General features: G+C 64.8%; 12 protein-coding genes. 6 read left to right on the top strand and 6 right to left on the bottom strand.

The features are described from left to right. Window positions 1-42: 42 nt before the first annotated feature. From ADBZ9O_RS25210 to ADBZ9O_RS25200, 3 genes are all read right to left on the bottom strand, one after another. On the bottom strand, window positions 43-720 hold the full coding sequence (locus ADBZ9O_RS25210; protein ID WP_526525770.1) for a cysteine hydrolase family protein: 678 nt from the start codon (window positions 718-720) through the stop codon (window positions 43-45). 111 nt (window positions 721-831) lie between these two features. After that, the gene (locus ADBZ9O_RS25205) at window positions 832-1,707 is read right to left on the bottom strand and encodes an alpha/beta fold hydrolase (RefSeq protein WP_526525768.1); all 876 of its coding nucleotides are present in this window, start codon (window positions 1,705-1,707) and stop codon (window positions 832-834) included. A 146-nt stretch (window positions 1,708-1,853) separates the two neighbouring features. Further along, a protein-coding gene (locus tag ADBZ9O_RS25200; RefSeq protein ID WP_526523762.1) for an IS3 family transposase occupies window positions 1,854-3,013 on the bottom strand; the annotation gives its coding sequence in 2 pieces (ribosomal slippage) (window positions 1,854-2,722 and window positions 2,722-3,013; 1,161 coding nt in all). A 207-nt stretch (window positions 3,014-3,220) separates the two neighbouring features. Here ADBZ9O_RS25200 and ADBZ9O_RS25195 point away from each other — a divergent pair. From ADBZ9O_RS25195 to ADBZ9O_RS25175, 5 genes are all read left to right on the top strand, one after another. Next, window positions 3,221-6,004 (top strand): helix-turn-helix transcriptional regulator, encoded by a 2,784-nt coding sequence (locus tag ADBZ9O_RS25195; RefSeq protein ID WP_526525766.1) that lies wholly within the window; start codon window positions 3,221-3,223, stop codon window positions 6,002-6,004. Window positions 6,005-6,130: 126 nt separating this feature from the next. Then, window positions 6,131-6,973: an alpha/beta fold hydrolase gene (locus ADBZ9O_RS25190; protein ID WP_526525765.1), complete on the top strand. Its 843-nt coding sequence runs from the start codon at window positions 6,131-6,133 to the stop codon at window positions 6,971-6,973. Between the two features lie 155 nt (window positions 6,974-7,128). Beyond that, the gene (locus ADBZ9O_RS25185) at window positions 7,129-9,036 is read left to right on the top strand and encodes an alpha/beta fold hydrolase (protein WP_526525763.1); all 1,908 of its coding nucleotides are present in this window, start codon (window positions 7,129-7,131) and stop codon (window positions 9,034-9,036) included. Then, complete coding sequence (locus ADBZ9O_RS25180; protein WP_526525762.1) at window positions 9,033-9,674, top strand: DUF3159 domain-containing protein; 642 nt, start codon at window positions 9,033-9,035, stop codon at window positions 9,672-9,674. Before ADBZ9O_RS25185 ends, ADBZ9O_RS25180 begins: the two co-directional genes overlap by 4 nt. Continuing rightward, window positions 9,664-10,971: an alpha/beta hydrolase family protein gene (locus ADBZ9O_RS25175; protein WP_526525761.1), complete on the top strand. Its 1,308-nt coding sequence runs from the start codon at window positions 9,664-9,666 to the stop codon at window positions 10,969-10,971. Before ADBZ9O_RS25180 ends, ADBZ9O_RS25175 begins: the two co-directional genes overlap by 11 nt. A 465-nt stretch (window positions 10,972-11,436) precedes the next feature. Here the strand turns inward: ADBZ9O_RS25175 and ADBZ9O_RS25170 are convergent, their stop codons facing one another. From ADBZ9O_RS25170 to ADBZ9O_RS25160, 3 genes are all read right to left on the bottom strand, one after another. Next, window positions 11,437-12,240, bottom strand: a complete 804-nt coding sequence (locus tag ADBZ9O_RS25170; RefSeq protein ID WP_526525759.1) for a DUF3298 domain-containing protein — start codon at window positions 12,238-12,240, stop codon at window positions 11,437-11,439. A 232-nt stretch (window positions 12,241-12,472) separates the two neighbouring features. Next, complete coding sequence (gene ctaD / locus ADBZ9O_RS25165; protein WP_526533476.1) at window positions 12,473-14,125, bottom strand: aa3-type cytochrome oxidase subunit I; 1,653 nt, start codon at window positions 14,123-14,125, stop codon at window positions 12,473-12,475. 232 nt (window positions 14,126-14,357) lie between these two features. Then, a complete protein-coding gene (locus tag ADBZ9O_RS25160) occupies window positions 14,358-14,900 on the bottom strand; it encodes a TetR/AcrR family transcriptional regulator (RefSeq protein ID WP_526525757.1) in 543 nt (180 codons plus the stop codon). A gap of 122 nt (window positions 14,901-15,022) precedes the next feature. On the opposite strand from ADBZ9O_RS25160, the gene ADBZ9O_RS25155 reads away from it, so the two are divergent. Beyond that, entirely contained in the window at window positions 15,023-16,213 is a 1,191-nt protein-coding gene (locus tag ADBZ9O_RS25155; protein ID WP_526525755.1) for an MFS transporter, read from the top strand. Window positions 16,214-16,246 lie beyond the last annotated feature (33 nt).

Here is a 16,246-nt window from a genome sequence, read left to right as displayed (position 1 = left end):
TTCTCCTCGGGCTGCGACCTCTCGGTCGATGGTTGGCGCGAACTAGGTTGGAGCTTGCCTCTCGCGGTGAGGTGACGCCATGGCTTTCACGATCTCTTCTGTGGACACGACAGCGTGCGCCAGGAATGCGTAGTTGATCAATGCTGCCCGGTAGCCGTCCCCCCAGGTGGGATGGCGGGGGCCGGCGGTGGCGTCGCGAACGACGGCTACTTCGAAACCGTTCTCGAGGAGGTCCCGTAGGTGCGACTCCACACACATGTTCGCCAACATGCCGCACAGGATGACGGTGGAAACCCGCCGTTTTCGCAGTTGCAGGATCAGGTCGTTCGATTGTGGGCTCCACACCTTGTGTGGGCTGGCCACGATCGTGTGGCCGTCTTCGATGTACGGCTTGAGTTCGTCGAGCCAGTCCGCGCCTGAACCGGTGAATCCGTCCAGCGTCAGCGCGCCACTGCGGGCGAAGCTCTGAGTGCGGAACTCGTCTGATTCCAACGGTCCATTGAACTGCCAGGTGCTGTCCGTGGGGTAGAAGTAGTGCGGCGAAATGAATACCCCGAAGCCCGCGGTCTTGGCGGCGCGCAAGATATCCACCAAGTGTTGGACCGTGTTGTTCTCGGTGACGCTGGCACCGACACTGGCCCAGTTCTTTCCGGTAGGACTCAAGACGTCGTTCTGTGGGTCGATGATGACAACGGCAGTGTCGTTGTTGTGGTACTCCATCGTGAGTCTCCTTGTGCGGCCTGCGGGATCGGCTCAAAGCGCACGAATCACATTCGGAAGTAGACTATTTGGTGATCACCCGGCGTACCTGCGCGGTTGTCGGACGCTGCCCTAGCGCGCCAGCGCGCGGGGGAGGAAGTCGCGGATGTAGCCGCTGATTTCTTCGCCGTGGGTTTCCAGGGCGAAGTGGCCGGTGTCGAGCAGGTGGAATTCGCCGTTGGGGAAATCGCGGCGGAAGGCCTCAGCGCCGGGGGCGCCGAAGATTTCGTCGTTTTTGCCCCAGGTGAGCAGCAGGGGTGGCTGGTAGGTGCGGAAGTACTCCTGGAACGCGGGGTAGCCGTCGAGGTTGAACTGGTAGTCGAAGAACAGTTGCAGCTGGATCGCGTCGTTGTCCTTGCGGTCCAGGCCGAGTTGGTCGAGCTGCCAGGCCTCGGGGGCGATCCTATTGAGCCGATCGGCGGGCACCCCGTGGGTGTACTGCCAGTAGGTGGTTTCCGGGGTGAACTTCTCGCGGACCCCGTCTTCGTTGGCGGCGCGGTCTTTGGCGTGAGCGAACAGGATGTCCCAGAACGGGGTGAAACCTTCGAGGTAGGCGTTGCCGCTCTGGGTGATCAGTGCGGTGATCCGTTCGGGGCGGCGGCTGGCGATACGCAGACCGATCGGGGCGCCGTAGTCGTGGATGTAGAGGGCGAACCGGGTCAGGCCCAAATGCTCGATGAGGCCTTCGGTGATCTCGGTGAGTCGGTCGAAGCTGTAGGTGAACTGGGTGGTGGTCGGCATCGCTGAGCGGCCGAACCCGATGTGATCGGGTGCCACCAGGTGGTATTCGTCGGCCAGGGAGTTGATCAGGTTGCGAAACATGTGCGAGCTGGACGGAAAACCATGCAGCAACAGCAGTGTTGGATTGGTCGGATCACCGGCCTCGCGGTAGAAAACCTCAAGTCCCTCGATCGTGGCCGTGTTGTATCGCGTGGCAAAAGCACTCATACCCCGAGCCGACCACGAAACCCCGACGGCGCGAATCCGGGATACACCCCAGTGGTTGGGAGCGCGATTCTGCGGCGGCGTCTTCGAAGACAGGAAGCTCACGTAAGGGACTGCCCCGAGTTCAGTTGACTCGCGGGGTGTGAATTTCAGGCCGCGGTTGCGGCTGGGGTGTGGAGCAGTTCGAACTCTATCGGGGTGAGCTTGCCAAGGGCGCGTTGGCGGCGGCGTCGGTGGTAGGTGCGCTCGATCCAGGTGACGATCGCCAGTCGCAGTTCGGCTCGGGTGGACCACCGTTGCCGGTCGAGGACGTTACGTTGCAATAGTGCGAAGAAAGACTCCATGGCGGCGTTATCTCCACATGCCCCGACGCGGCCCATGGAGCCTCGTAACCCGTTGTGCGACAGCATGTACACGAATTTCCGTGACCGGAATTGGCTGCCGCGGTCGGAATGCACGATCGTAGCGACGGGCGAGCGGACGCCGACGGCGTGACGCAGGGCGGCCACGGCCAGCGACGCCTTCATCCGCGAGTCGATCGAGTAGCCGACGATTCTGTTGGAGTACACGTCCTTGATGGCGCAGAGGTAGAGCTTGCCTTCATCGGTGCGGTGCTCGGTGATGTCGGTTAACCAGATCTCGTTGGCGGTCTGGGCAGAGAATTGGCGGCCAACGAGGTCGTCGTGCACGGGTGGCCCGGCCTTCCTGTTCAGTCCGCGCTTCTTGGCGAAGACCGACCAGATGCGTTCTTGCGAGCACAGTCGAGCCACTCTGTTCTCGCCGGCGATGATCCCGAGTGCGGGGAGTTCATCGGCGATGAAGCGGTAGCCGAAGGTGGGGTCGTCGGCGTGGATGTCGAGGGCGGCGTTGATGAGATGTGCATCGTCCAAGTCGCGTTGTGTCACAGGGGCTTTGCGCCACTTGTAGAACGCTTGGGTAGAGAAGCCAAGAACCCGGCAGGTCACCGTGACGGGGACACCGTCTGCGGCAAGATCAAGGACCAGCGGGTACATCATTTTGGGTTGACGTCCCGCGACAAGTAGCCGACGGCACGGCGCATGATCTCGGCTTCTTGCTCGAGGAGCTTGATCCGTTTGCGCGCTTCACGCAGCTCGGCAGAGACGTCACCCGCGGCCGCGGTTGCTCCTTTTCGGTCGATACCGTCTTCGCGGTCGGCGATCTTGAGCCAGCGATGCAGGCAGGCCTCGGAGATGCCGAAGTCCTTCGCGATCTGACGTAGCGGCGCCTCACCCTTGCGGGCTACAGCGATCACGTCAGCGCGGAACTCGGCGGGAAATGCTTTCGGCACGGAATTGATCCTTCCAGCAAGGACGAATCCTCACAGGTCAGGAGTCAACCAAACTGGGGGCAGTCCCTAACGCTGTCACAATGCGCTGGTCAGATCTAGTGTCTGTTCTCAGTGGAAAGCACCGTAGGGCTGGGCTGTCTCATCGTCTGCACCGAGCGATAAGCGTGGGGACACACGTTGACCGATGATCGGACCGACACCGCTGGCGTGACCCGGAGCCTCTTCGGGCGGTCGGCCGAGTGCGCGATGCTCGACAAGCTCGCGGCCGATGTCAGGGAGGGCACCAGCGGCTCGCTGGTGTACATCGGTGAACCCGGCGTCGGCAAGACTCGTTTGTTGCAGTACGTGGCGGACTCGGCCACCGATGTGACCATCCTGCGCATTGTCGGCGCGCAATCGGAGCTGCGGTTGGGTTTCGCTGCGCTGCACCGGCTTGTCCTGCCTTACCTCAATCGTCGAGACAGGCTGTCCGGTCCGCACCGCACCGCGCTGGAGATTACGTTCGGCCTCTCCGAGGGGCCGCCACCGAACCGTTTCCTGGTGAGCCTGGCCGCGTTGGCGCTGCTGTCCGACGTCGCCGCGGAACGTCCGGTGGTCTGCCTGATCGACGACGCCCAGTGGCTCGACCAGGAATCGCTTGCGGTGCTGGGGTTCATCGCGCGGCGCCTCTACGCCGATCCCATCGGCATGGTGTTCAGCGCCCGAGAGCATGTCGGCGACCTGACGCCGCTGGACGGATTGGTGACCCGGCGGATCGGTGCACTGGATCCGGCGTCGGCCCACACCCTGCTCGACGAGGCCGTGCCCGGACCACTGGATCCGCGCGTGTCAGCGCGGGTTGTCGAGGAGACCGGCGGCAACCCGTTGGCGATGCTGGAGTTGCTCTCCGAACTCAGCGCCGAACAGTTGGCCGGGCGTTTCCCCTTGCCACGCCGCCTGCCCGTCGGGCGCCGGGTGGACGTCCACTTCCTGGCGCAGGTCGCCACGCTGTCGCCGGAGGCACGCACCATTCTGCTGGTCGCCGCGGCCTGCGTCGATGAGGAGCCATCGACAGTGTGGCGAGCTGGGGCGCTGCTGGGCGTCGCAGCAGCGGCGGCCGATCACGCTGTGCAGCAGGGGATCGTGTCCCTGGAGCCGCGAATCACGTTCCGCCATCACCTCATCCGTTCGGCGGTGTACGACGGTGCGACACCAGAGGAGCGCCGGCGCGTGCACGACGCGCTGGCCACGGTGGCGCATCGTGACGGTGACGATGACCAGGCTGCCTGGCACCGGGCGGCCGCCGTGACGACGCCGGAGGAGACGATCGCCGCTGACCTGCAGGCCTCGGCGGAACGCGCCCAGCGCCGGGCTGGCTACACCATGCAGGCCGCGTTCTTGACGCGCGCCGCCGAGCTGTCGCCCGACACCCGGGACCGTGCACTGCGGTATCTGGCTGCCGCACAGGCATACCTGGCGGCCGGTGACGGCCCACTGGCCGAGGCATTGCTGGACTTGGCGACCCCGGGACTCGACGACGCCGGCATGCACGTCGCGGTACAACGCCTGCGCGCCGCGATCTCGGTGTTCTTCTCCCGGCATAAGGATGCCCCCGCCATCCTGTTGGAGGCGGCGACGAGGGTCGAGCGGGCCGACGTCTCTCTGGTCCGCCATATTCTCTTCGATGCCATGCAGGCCGCGATCGTCGCCCGCCAATACACCGCGGGCACCACTCTCGATGAGGTGGCGTACGCGGTGCTGGGCGCCGCACGCGACGAGCGTCGCCCGCCTACCGGCAACGACCTTCTGCTGGATGGGTTCGCCACCCGAATCGCCACCGGTTACGCCGATGCGGTCCCGCTGCTGCGGGCCGCGGTGGCAATGATGTTCACCGACGAGACCGCCGCCCACGTCGACATCCCGTCGACGATTCTGGGCTGGTTCGCCGCCGACGACGTGTGGGACGAGCAAGGTCGTCGGGCGATGTTCGAACGCGCCCAAGCCATCGAGCGCCGCCAGGGCGCCCTGGGGGCAATGCGGATCACCCTGGCCGGGCTCGCGACGAGCCAGGCCTGGGCAGGACAAATGAATGATGCCGAGAACAGCTACGGCGAGGCCGCCGAGATCTCGACGCTGATCGGGGTGCCGCCCCCCGCGACGACCGGGGTGCTGTTGGAAGTGCGCGCCTGGCAGGGCCGCGAAAGCGAAAGCCGCGCAGTGGCATCCCTCACCGCGGACTGGGGTCGCCAGAAAGGCGCCTCGATTCTGGAGATCTTCGCGTTGATGGGTCTGACCGTCTTGGAACTCGGATTGGGCCGGTACCCGGAGGCGCTGGGATGGGCATTGCAGATCCTGCGTGACGACCCGCCGGGTTTTGGGAACAGGGTGCTGCCCGAGGTCGTCGAGGCCGGCGTGCGTGGGGGAGACCGAGCTGCCGCAGAGATGGCGCTGACGCGGCTGACCGAACGCGCCACAGCCGCGGCCACCCCGTGGGCGCTGGGTCTGTTGGCGAGATCACGGGCGTTGATGGCCGCCGACGCCGACGCCGAGCCGTACTACGTGGAGGCCATTGAGCAGTTGGCTGGGACCGCGGTGCGCACCGAACTCGCCCGTGCGCATCTGCTCTACGGTGAGTGGCTGCGCCGTAGGAAGCGTCGCCGCGACGCCGAGGGGCAGCTGCGGACGGCCTACGACATGTTCACCGCGATGGGTGCGGCCGCGTTCGCCAGCCGCACGGGTGCCGAGCGGCGTGCCGCCGGCCAGACGTCAATTGCTGCGCCGCGCACAGACAATCCGTTCAGCCTGACACCGCAGGAGGCCCAAGTGGCACGCCTAGCCGGTGCCGGCGCGACCAACGCCGAAATCGCCAGCCGACTGTTCGTCACGACGTCCACCGTGGAATACCACCTCAGCAAGGTCTTCCGAAAGCTGGGCGTGACGTCGCGCCGTCAACTCGCGTCCGTCCTCTCTGAGGGCCGGCAGAGGCATCCCGGCGGCATCTCGTCACCGTGATCCGAGTGGCCGACTGGGGGTTTCCCAGGATTCGCCGGTGATGGCGCTGTGCTGTGCTGGCCGAACCACGCGCTCTGCGCACCAACGGCGCCCCGGCAACCCTCATCGTGCTGAAAGGCGATTGCCATGCCCTTCATCTCCGTCGACGAGGAGAACACAGAAGACATCGACGTCTATTACGAGGACCGCGGCAACGGTCAGCCCGTCGTCTTGATCGACGGCTTCCCGCTCGACGGGCACGCGTGGGAGAAGCAGATTCCCGCATTGCTGGCAGCTGGATATCGCGTGATCACCTACGACCGGCGCGGATTCGGCCGCTCCGGGCGCACGACCATCGGCTACGACTACGACACCTTCGCCGCGGATCTCAACACCTTGCTGGAGGTCCTCGACGTCAACGATGTCGTCCTGGCGGGATTCTCCATGGGCACTGGGGAAGTCGGCCGATACTTGGGTACCTATGGGCCGGCCAGGATCGACAAGGCGGTCTTCATCGCCGCGCTGGAACCGTTCCTGCTGCGAACCGATACCAACCGGGCCGGTGTGGACGGTGCGGTCTTCGCCTCGGCCCTGGCCGCCGTGGTCAAGGACCGCTACGCGTTCCTTCGTCAGCTGTGTGCCGACGTGTACAACACCGACGAGACACTCGGCGTCCGCATCACCGGCGACGCCATCGAAAGGTGTTGGAAGATGGCGTGTTCGGGGTCAGCCTATGCGTCGGTAGCCGCGGTGATCACATGGACCACCGACTTTCGAACCGACGTCGCCACGATCGCCGGATACGACATCGACGTCCTGATCGTCCATGGGACCCACGACCGGATTCTGCCGATCGACGCCACCGCACGTCCATTGCACGCACTGCTGCCTCGCGCGGAATACGTCGAGATCCTTGGAGCGCCACACGGTCTGCTGTGGACCCACGCCGAGGAGGTCAACGACGAACTATTGGCGTTCCTCGCCCGCTGAGCCTGGACAACTGTGCTCGGGTACGGCGCCGTCCCTGGCAAAGCTACAACAACATGAGCTGAGGTAGGCGATGGCGACGGGTGGGAGAAACTGTGCCGCTGGGGTGCAGTCAACCACTTGACTGTGCCGCAACGTCAGGGTGTGTCCTAGGAGACATGGCATTACACGAACACATCCCCGTCGAAGATTTCTTCAGGCCGCCGACGCGAACTGAGGCCTCCATCTCGCCAGACGGCACGAGAATCGCCTACCTCGCACCGTGGCGCAACCGGCTGAACGTCTGGGTGGCAGGAGTTGACATCCAGGGTATCGCTGACAGCGATGCTCGCTGCGTCACCGCCGACGAGAGCCGCAGTGTGCTCAGTTATCAGTGGACCGACGATCCGCGGTGGCTGCTCTACAGCCAGGACAACGGCGGCGACGAGCTCTTTCACATCTACCGGGTCGATCTGGACGACCCGTCGGCGGCCGCGCTCGACCTCACCCCGTTCGCCGGTGTCAGAACCTATTTCGAGCTGATGGCCGACCGGCCCGGCAAGGCGATGGTCGGGATGAACAAACGGACAGCAGAACTTGCCGACGCCTATGAACTCGATATCGCCACCGGTGAATTGACTCTTCTCGCCGAGAACCCGGGAACGGTCTCCGGGTTCTTTCCCGGCCGCAACGGTGAGTTGTTCGCGTGCTCGCTCACTGCCGATGGGGATGTCGAGGTGTCGACGTGGGAAACGCAGGATCGCACGCTGCGGTCCATCGCCGTGTTCGACGGCGCCGACTACACGTTGGGCATCTTTCCGATGGCGGTCACCCCCGATGGTAAGGGTCTGTGGCTCGGATCGAACCGACAGCCGGACCGAACGTTGCTGGTGCGATTGGATGTCGCCACCGGTGAGGAAACTGCCGTCGACAGTCACCCAACCCTCAGCATCGATCCGAGAGGCGGCGTTTCTGCCACTCTGCCGTCACCACTGATCCTCAGCCAGCGCACCGGAGATCTGCTCGCAGTGCGCTATCTCGGTGAGCGACAGGTGATTCAGGCGCTTGATCCCCAGTTCGCGGTAGTCCTGGAGAACCTGGAGAAGCTGTCCGACGGTGATCTGGCCACGATTTCCTCCGACGACGCCGGCCGGCGCTGGGTGGTCAGCTTCACCCATGACCGGGAACCCGGTCTGACCTATTTCTACGATCACAACACCGGGGAGAGCCGGGAACTGTTTCGGCCGTACCCATATTTGGCTACCGAGAAGTTGGCGGCAACAGCGGCGGTCACCATCCGCTCCAGGGACGGGCTGGATTTGCACTCGTATCTGACGCTACCGCCGGCCCACAAACCCTCTGGCCTGCCGTTGGTCGTGCTGGTGCATGGCGGGCCGTGGGCACGCGACGCCTGGGGTTTCCAGCCCGGCGTGCAACTGCTGGCCAACCGCGGATATGCGGTGCTGCAGGTCAACTTTCGCGGCTCCACAGGCTACGGGCGGGCGTTCGTCAAAGCGGCGATCGGCGAGTTCGCCGGAAAAATGCACGACGATCTCATCGACGCCGTCGACTGGGCAGTGGGACAGGGATACGCGGATCGCGATCGGGTCGCGATCTTCGGTGGCTCCTACGGTGGTTACGCCGCTCTGGTCGGCGTCACCTTCACCCCGGACGTATTCGCCGCGGCCATTGACTATGTGGGGATCTCCAGTCTGGAGAATTTCATGCGAACCCTTCCTGAGGTGGCGCGGCCACATCTGGCCAACAATTGGCATCTCTTCGTCGGCGATCCCGACGATCCGGAGCAACGGGCGGATATGCTCGCCCGCTCGCCGATCTCGCACGTGGATCGAATCCGTACTCCGTTGCTGGTTATCCAGGGGGCCAACGACACTCGCGTCGTGCAGGCCGAATCAGACAATCTCGTCGAGGCGCTGCGCGCTCGCGGAGTCGAGGTCGAGTACCTGGTCAAGGAGAACGAGGGCCACGGTTTCATCAATTCCGAGAACATAATCGAGATGTACCGCATAGTGGATCGGTTTCTTGCCGAGCATCTCGGCAGTCAGCAGAAGGGGCTCGTCGCATGACCGAGACACTCACCGACAAGCAGACCCCAACACTGCTGCACCGGATGGGTGGAGTGTCCGGTCTGGTGGTCGGCGCCGTGCCGACCGTCGCCTACGTGATCGTGAACGCGATCGCAGGGCTGGACGCCGCGGTCGTCGTGGCCGTCGGTGCCAGCGCGGGCCTCATCATGCTCAGAGTGCTCCGCAAAGAATCGATCCAGCCGGCGGTCTCCGGACTGCTCGGAGTCGTCGTCGCTGCGTTGATCGCGTTCTACACCGGTTCAGCGGAAGGCTATTTCCTGCCGGGCATTTGGGCGAGTCTGGTGATGGCCGTCGTACTGACCGTCTCCATTCTGGTGCGCCGGCCCCTGGTGGGCGTCATCTGGAACCTGCTCACCAGCGCCGATACAGCGAGGCAGGCGTGGCGCACCGATAGGATCGCTCTCCACGCGTTCGATGTTGCGACGCTTACTTTCGTGGCGGTCTTTGCCGCGAGGTTCGTCATCCAAGATTGGCTCTACGACAACGGATCTGACGGGTGGTTGGCAGTGGCGCGAATCGCGATGGGGTATCCACTGCTGGCGCTGGCCCTTATGGTGACCTTCTGGGCGGTCCGCCGCGCGCGTCGACGACTGGACGGGATGTGCAATGCAACGTGATGCTGTCGCGACGGGCACGATGGTGATGCGGCTGCTGCAGGCGAGTCGGTTCGCCGATGTCTACGAGCTGGTGGTCCCGGCGCTGCGCGAGTTGGTCTCGGCAGACGCTTTGCGGGGCTCTTGGGAGGGGTTGATCGCGGCGCAGGGAGCGGTCACTTTGGTCGGTGCACCGTTGAGTGAGTCGGCGGGCACCGAAGACACCATCGTGAAGATTCCGGTGACGTGTGAACGCGGCGCATTCGCCTTGGTCATGGCGATCGACCGGGCCGGCAGGCTGGAGGGCCTGCAGTTCGCGCCGCCGGAGGCGGCCGAGCCGGTGCAACCCTGGCAACCGCCGCCCTACGTTGACCCGGCCACCTTCACCGAACACGAAATCACCGTTGACTGCGAGGAACTGACGACTCCGGGCACACTGTGCCTGCCCCTGTCGCCGCGACCCGTGCCGGCGGTCGTCCTGCTCGCCGGCTCCGGGCCGGCTGACCGGGATGCGTCGATGGGTCGCAACAAGGTGTTGAAGGATCTCGCGTGGGGTCTGGCGAGCCGGGGAATCGCGGTGCTGCGCTTCGACAAGGTCACCTATACCCATCGCGACACGCTGGAGGTCACCGATTTCACTGTGATCGACGAATACGTGCGGCCCGCGGTTGCCGCGGTTCGACTCCTTCACGAACACCCATCGGTCGACGCCGCGCGGGTTTTCGTGCTCGGTCACAGCCAGGGCGGCACCGTGGCCCCACGTATCGCGGCCGCGGAACCGTCCGTGGCCGGGTTGGTCGTGCTGGCCGGTGCCACCCAGCCGTTGCACCACGCGGTGGTGCGCCAGTTTCGTTACCTCGCAGCGCTTCGCGAGCCGGGGGCGGACGCCGACGCCGATCCGAGCGTCCAGATGATCACCCGGCAGTCCGCGCTGATCGACAGCCCGGAGTTCTCCGCGGCTACGCCATCTGACCTGTTGCCGCTGGGCATACCCGCCCCGTACTGGGTCGATCTACTCAGCTATGACCCCGTGGAAGTGGCCGCGCAGCTGGACAAGCCGATGCTCATCGTGCAGGGCGGCCGCGACTACCAGGTGACTGTCGCCGATGACCTCGTCGGCTGGCAGACCGGCCTCGGTCATCTCCGCGACGTCACCATCGAAATCTATGATGCGGATAACCACTTGTTCTTCCCCGGCACGGGACCGTCCACGCCCGCCGAATATGAACCGGCACAACACGTCGATGAAGCCGTCGTGATCGACATCGCCCAGTGGCTGTGTCGGCCGCGGCCGACGCCGCTTCAATCAGCCATGCGCTGAGGACTGCGGCGGCTCAGTTCATCGGCGGTATCCGGGGACGACCAGGGCCCCGGGGTAGTTCACGTAGAGCGCAAGACAGGCTGGCTGATTTCGGCACGCGATGATCGCCCCTGCGTCCGGTGCCGCGCCGACGACCTGATTCCCTCGCGGAGGCAGATTGCAGTTGACGACGTACGGATTGAGCGGAACGACCCCACTGACACATTCCGACCCCGATCCCGCCGCGACCACTGCGGGCGGTGGCATGAGGGCGTCGGCAACTGCGGGAGCAAGTGCGACGGTAAACGCAGTGGCACATCCAACCGCCACTACACGCCGGGTTCTAGGGCTTAGAGCGACCATCGTTAACTCCGAACGTTAATCCCCGACCTCATTCGACGTTACGCGCGTCGGCGCCGTTGATACGTGACGAAATTGTGTCAGTCGCTTCATGAAAACGCTTGGGAACGCATCCCTTGCGCCGCGTCAGGCGAGCATCGGGTCGATGGCCGATCGGGGCACCAGCACCTGCAACGCCCCGGCAGAGGCCGGCAACACCACGCCCTGGTCGAAGAAGAAGATCACCCCGTCGTTGACCACCGCAAAATTCTGGTAGTTGGCAGGGTTGGTCAGCGCGCCCGGCACGAATGCCAACGGCGCTGGGGGTGGTGGTGGTGCGGTCGTCGACGTAGTCGCCACCGGCTGCCCGGATTGTGCAGGCGGCGCGGGAGGTGCGACCGGGGCCGGCGGTGCCAGCTGTTGCTGCAGTTGCGCCTGGACGATCGGTGCGACGGTCTTCAGCGGATCGTCCACCCGCCACAGCGGCGTGTTTTGCTTATCGTCCGGTGCGGCCGTGTAGGTGATCGCCTTGCGATAGCTCTGGTCCCAGTTGAACGCCTTGAACGTCGTCTGCGGCTGCGCGCCGCCGAGGTCTTGGTACACCTTGAACACCACGGCCTGCGTCCCGCGCGGGGGAATCGCCGAGGTGTATTCCGTCGGCGTGATCGTCAGTTCATACGGTGCGGTGCGGGGCGCGCCAGACTTGGCCGTATTGAGAAACCCGTCGCGCGTCTGGGAGATGTAGTCGGCGACCGACTTCTGGTCGGGGTAGTCCAGCGGAATGCTGATGTCGACGCTGTACGCGGGGTCGGAGAGCTGGATCTGGCAGGTGCTGCCGGTATTGCCGCCCTTGAGGTCGGCGCAGTAATCCTTCGGCGCCGCCACCGCCACGCCAGACGAACCGAAGATGACGGCAACCATGAGTGCCACGGCCACGCTGAAAGAGCGCATGGGTAAATACCTCCAAGCAAACTCGGCACTGCGCCGAGGACGAAAGATAAACGTGCTGCGCGCCGGTTGGGCGGGCCGGGCAGAGTTTACCGGCGCACACCGCAGCCCGAGGTGGGGGCCCGGGTGACGTGGCGCTTCACCTCGGCTTTTAGGCCGTGCCGGAGTTGCCGGCCACGGGGTTGAGATGACATTGAGGCCAACCGGCCAGCTAAGGCAGCTGCCCGCCCCTGCGCTACTTGCTGCCGACGGCTTGGTGCTCGCGGCCCACGTGCGACTCGGCGCGCATCCGTCCGACCATATGCGGGTAGTGCAGCTCGAACGCGGGACGCTCGGAGCGAATCCGGGGCAGCTCGGTGAAGTTGTGCCGCGGCGGTGGGCACGATGTGGCCCACTCCAGGGAGTTGCCGTGGCCCCACGGGTCATCGACGGTGACGACCTGGCCGTAGCGCCAGCTCTTGAACACGTTCCACAGGAACGGCAGTGTCGAGATTCCGAGGATGAACGCGCCGACGGTCGAGACGATGTTCAGCGAGGTGAAGCCGTCAGTAGGAAGATAGTCGGCATAACGACGGGGCATACCCGCATTGCCGAGCCAGTGCTGCACCAGGAACGTGACGTGAAACCCGATGAACGTCAACCAGAAATGCAGTTTGGCCAGACGCTCATCGAGCAACCGGCCGGTCATCTTCGGAAACCAGAAGTAGATGCCGGCGTACGTGGCGAACACGATGGTGCCAAACAGCACGTAATGGAAGTGCGCCACAACGAAATACGAATCGGTGACATGGAAGTCGATCGGCGGGCTGGCCAGCAGCACGCCCGAGAGGCCACCGAGCAGGAAGGTGACCAGGAAGCCGACCGAGAACAGCATCGGCGATTCAAAGGTCAGCTGTCCCTTCCACATCGTGCCGATCCAGTTGAAGAACTTGATCCCGGTGGGCACGGCGATCAGGAACGTCATGAACGAGAAGAACGGCAGCAGAACGGCACCCGTGGCGTACATGTGGTGGGCCCAGACCGCCACCGACAGCGCAGCGATCGACAGCGTCGCGTAAACCAAAGTGGTGTAGCCGAATAGGGGTTTGCGGCTGAAGACGGGCAAGATCTCGGACACCACACCGAAGAAGGGCAGCGCCAGGATATAGACCTCGGGGTGGCCGAAGAACCAGAACAGATGTTGGAACAGCATGACGCCGCCGTTGGCGGGGTCGTAGACATGGGCACCCAGGCGCCGGTCAGCGGCCAGGCCGAACAGGGCGGCAGTCAGTAGCGGGAAAACCATCAGCACCAGGATCGAGGTCACCAGGATGTTCCAGGTGAAAATCGGCATCCGGAACATCGTCATCCCCGGGGCCCGCATGCAGACCACGGTGGTGACCATGTTGACCCCGCCCAGGATCGTCCCCAGACCACCGACCGCCAGCCCGAGAATCCACAGGTCCGCGCCGGCCCCCGGCGAGTGGATCGCGTTGGTCAGCGGCGTATAGGCGGTCCAGCCAAAGTCCGCGGCGCCACCGGGAGTGATGAATCCGGCCAAGGCAATGAGAGCGCCAAACAGAAACAGCCAGAAGGACAGTGCGTTGAGACGGGGAAACGCGACGTCCGGCGCCCCGATCTGCAGCGGCAGCACCAGGTTGGCGAAACCGAAGACGATCGGCGTCGAGTAGAACAGCAACATCGCGGTGCCGTGCATGGTGAACAGCTGGTTGTACTGCTCGTTGGACAGGAACTGCAGACCGGGCGCGGCGAGTTCCACCCGCATCAGCAGCGCCATCAAGCCGGCGATGAGGAAGAACCCGAAGCAGGCGACGCAGTACATGATGCCGATCAGCTTGTGATCAGTGGTGGTGATCAGCTTGTAGATCAGGTTGCCCTTGGGGCCCATTCGGGCCGGGTACGGCCGCGTCGCCTCAAGTTCCGCTACCGGCGGGGTGTCGATGCTCAAACCACGTCTCCTTAACCAGAGCGGAGCCCGGGGCGTTCTAGACTCGGCGGCGACGCCGCAATATCGCAGCTATGACACGATTTCGTATCTGCGACAGGCGGAATAGGGCCATTGGTCACTCGGCGCGGGGACTTCGGTGATCCTGCGAGCCTGACGGGCGACCTGCTGGCGTCTAGCCGACGCCGTGGATCGCGACGATTCGGTCCACCACTTCAAGCAGACCTTCGTCGATATCGGTGGCGAGTGGCTGGCCGCCGAGTGCACTGTGTAAAGCGTTGTAGTACAAGCCATCACCGATCAGTTTCACTGCCCGAGCCAGGTCGAGACTGCCAAGGGTGTCGCACAAGATGGCCAACCACTCGTTCGATGCCGCCGTGATGACCGCCCGAGCTCGGATATCGCCGGTCTGCTGCAACCGGGATACCGCCATGATCGCGCGGTCCAGGGGAGTGCCGGCGTAGTGGGACGAACGCACGTAGTAGCGCGCTGGACCTTCTGCCGCGGTGCGCATTCTCTGGGCGTCTTCGGCGGCCAATTCCTCCAGGCGGTCGCAGAGCGCGCCGGCGAGATGGTCTTTGGAGGGGAAGTGGTAAAGCAACCCGCCCTTGGAAACACCTGCCTTGGCGGCGACGGCCTCGACGGTGGCGTAGCGCTCTCCCTCGACGCCGAGTACCTCCACGTACGCATCGAGGATGCGGTCCCGCGCAGAGGTCATCGGGCTACTTTACGACGGCTGCTTTGCGACGGCTGCTTTACGACGGCCCGCCAAGACTGTACCGTCTGGACGGTACAGTTGCGCGGCGAGGGCGTGGCCTGGGTTGACTGAAGGAGGCGTCGGTGCGGGCTTACCGTGACCTGCTTCGAGTGCCGGGTGTTCTGAATGTCACTGCGTCGCAATTGTTTGCCCGCCTACCGCAGGGCATGTTGTCGTTGGCCATCCTGCTGCATGTGCAGGGGTTGACGTCGTCCTATGCGCTGGCCGGCGCGGTGGTGGCCTGTGTCAGCATCGGCGAGGCGGTGGCCATGCCGGTGACGGCGCGGTTGGCCGGTCGCGCCGGGATGGTGCCGACGCTGGTGGCCTCCGCTGCGGTCAATGGGCTGAGCCTGCTGATGCTCGCGGCGGCCGGTTCGTCTGCGCTGCTGCTCATGGCGCTGGGCCTGCTGATCGGGGCGTCGGTGCCGCCGCTGATGCCGGTGGTTCGCGCGCTGTACCCGCAGATGGTGCCCCGTGACGGGGTCCGGGCGCTGTTCGCCCTGGACACCACCGCACAGGAGCTGATCTGGGTGGTCGGCCCGGTCCTGGCGACCTTTCTTGCCTCGGCGGTGTCGACCGCTCTTCCGCTGATCCTTTCCGCGGCGGTCACCGTGCTGGGCACTACCTGGTTCCTGCTGGGCGCCCGTCGCTTCCGCCCGACGATCTCGCAGCAGAAGGCAGCCTTCGGGGGTGTGCTGGCCAGTCGTGCGGTGCTGTTGGCCATGGTGGCCAGCCTTGCGCTGGTGGCATCGTTCATGGCGCTGGAAGTAGGCATTGTGGCCGATATGGGCCGCGATGGCGTCACCGCGGGCGCCGCGATCGCTGTCGCCAGTGTCGGGTCGCTCCTCGGCGGCCTCACCTTCGGGCATCGACGTTTGGGCCTCGGCGGTGTCGTCGCGGCGCTGGCGGTCGTGGCGATCGGCACGGTGCTGTTCGGGGTCGCCGACGGACTCGTGCTGCAGTTCGCTGCGTTGTTTGTGTCCGGATGTGGCTTCGCCCCGGCGATGTCGTCGCTGTACCTCATGGTGTCGCGAGAGATCGAAGAGCACGTGGCCACCGAGGCATTCGGTTGGCTTAGCAGCGCAGCATTGGTAGGCGGCGCGATTGGCACCGCGACCGGCGGCATTGCCGTCGACGCCTACGGTGCCCACGGGGCGGTCATGGTTGCGACCCTGCTGGCCGTCGTCGCTGCACTGAGTCCGGTTGTTGCCAGGGCGACGGGACCGCTGCGCGGCCTCGCCGAAGAAAGTAGCCTGAATTGTCTTACACCGTAGGCTGATTGGAACGGACGAGCAGTGATCAGCACG

It is taken from the genome of Mycobacterium sp. (genome assembly GCF_965229105.1).
Classification (GTDB): Bacteria; Actinomycetota; Actinomycetes; order Mycobacteriales; family Mycobacteriaceae; genus Mycobacterium.
The sequence above is the reverse complement of the archived record's forward strand: the minus strand, read 5'-3'. Positions and strand labels throughout refer to the sequence as shown.

What these genes read in the sequence shown, in the direction of transcription:
- ctaD (WP_526533476.1), bottom strand. Translation starts at nt 14,125, where the DNA reads ATGGGCCCCAAGGGCAACCTGATCTACAAGCTGATCACCACCACTGAT.
- ADBZ9O_RS25175 (WP_526525761.1), top strand. Translation starts at nt 9,664, where the DNA reads ATGCAACGTGATGCTGTCGCGACGGGCACGATGGTGATGCGGCTGCTG.
- ADBZ9O_RS25170 (WP_526525759.1), bottom strand. Translation starts at nt 12,240, where the DNA reads ATGCGCTCTTTCAGCGTGGCCGTGGCACTCATGGTTGCCGTCATCTTC.
- ADBZ9O_RS25185 (WP_526525763.1), top strand. Translation starts at nt 7,129, where the DNA reads ATGGCATTACACGAACACATCCCCGTCGAAGATTTCTTCAGGCCGCCG.
- ADBZ9O_RS25160 (WP_526525757.1), bottom strand. Translation starts at nt 14,900, where the DNA reads ATGACCTCTGCGCGGGACCGCATCCTCGATGCGTACGTGGAGGTACTC.
- ADBZ9O_RS25205 (WP_526525768.1), bottom strand. Translation starts at nt 1,707, where the DNA reads ATGAGTGCTTTTGCCACGCGATACAACACGGCCACGATCGAGGGACTT.
- ADBZ9O_RS25190 (WP_526525765.1), top strand. Translation starts at nt 6,131, where the DNA reads ATGCCCTTCATCTCCGTCGACGAGGAGAACACAGAAGACATCGACGTC.
- ADBZ9O_RS25180 (WP_526525762.1), top strand. Translation starts at nt 9,033, where the DNA reads ATGACCGAGACACTCACCGACAAGCAGACCCCAACACTGCTGCACCGG.
- ADBZ9O_RS25210 (WP_526525770.1), bottom strand. Translation starts at nt 720, where the DNA reads ATGGAGTACCACAACAACGACACTGCCGTTGTCATCATCGACCCACAG.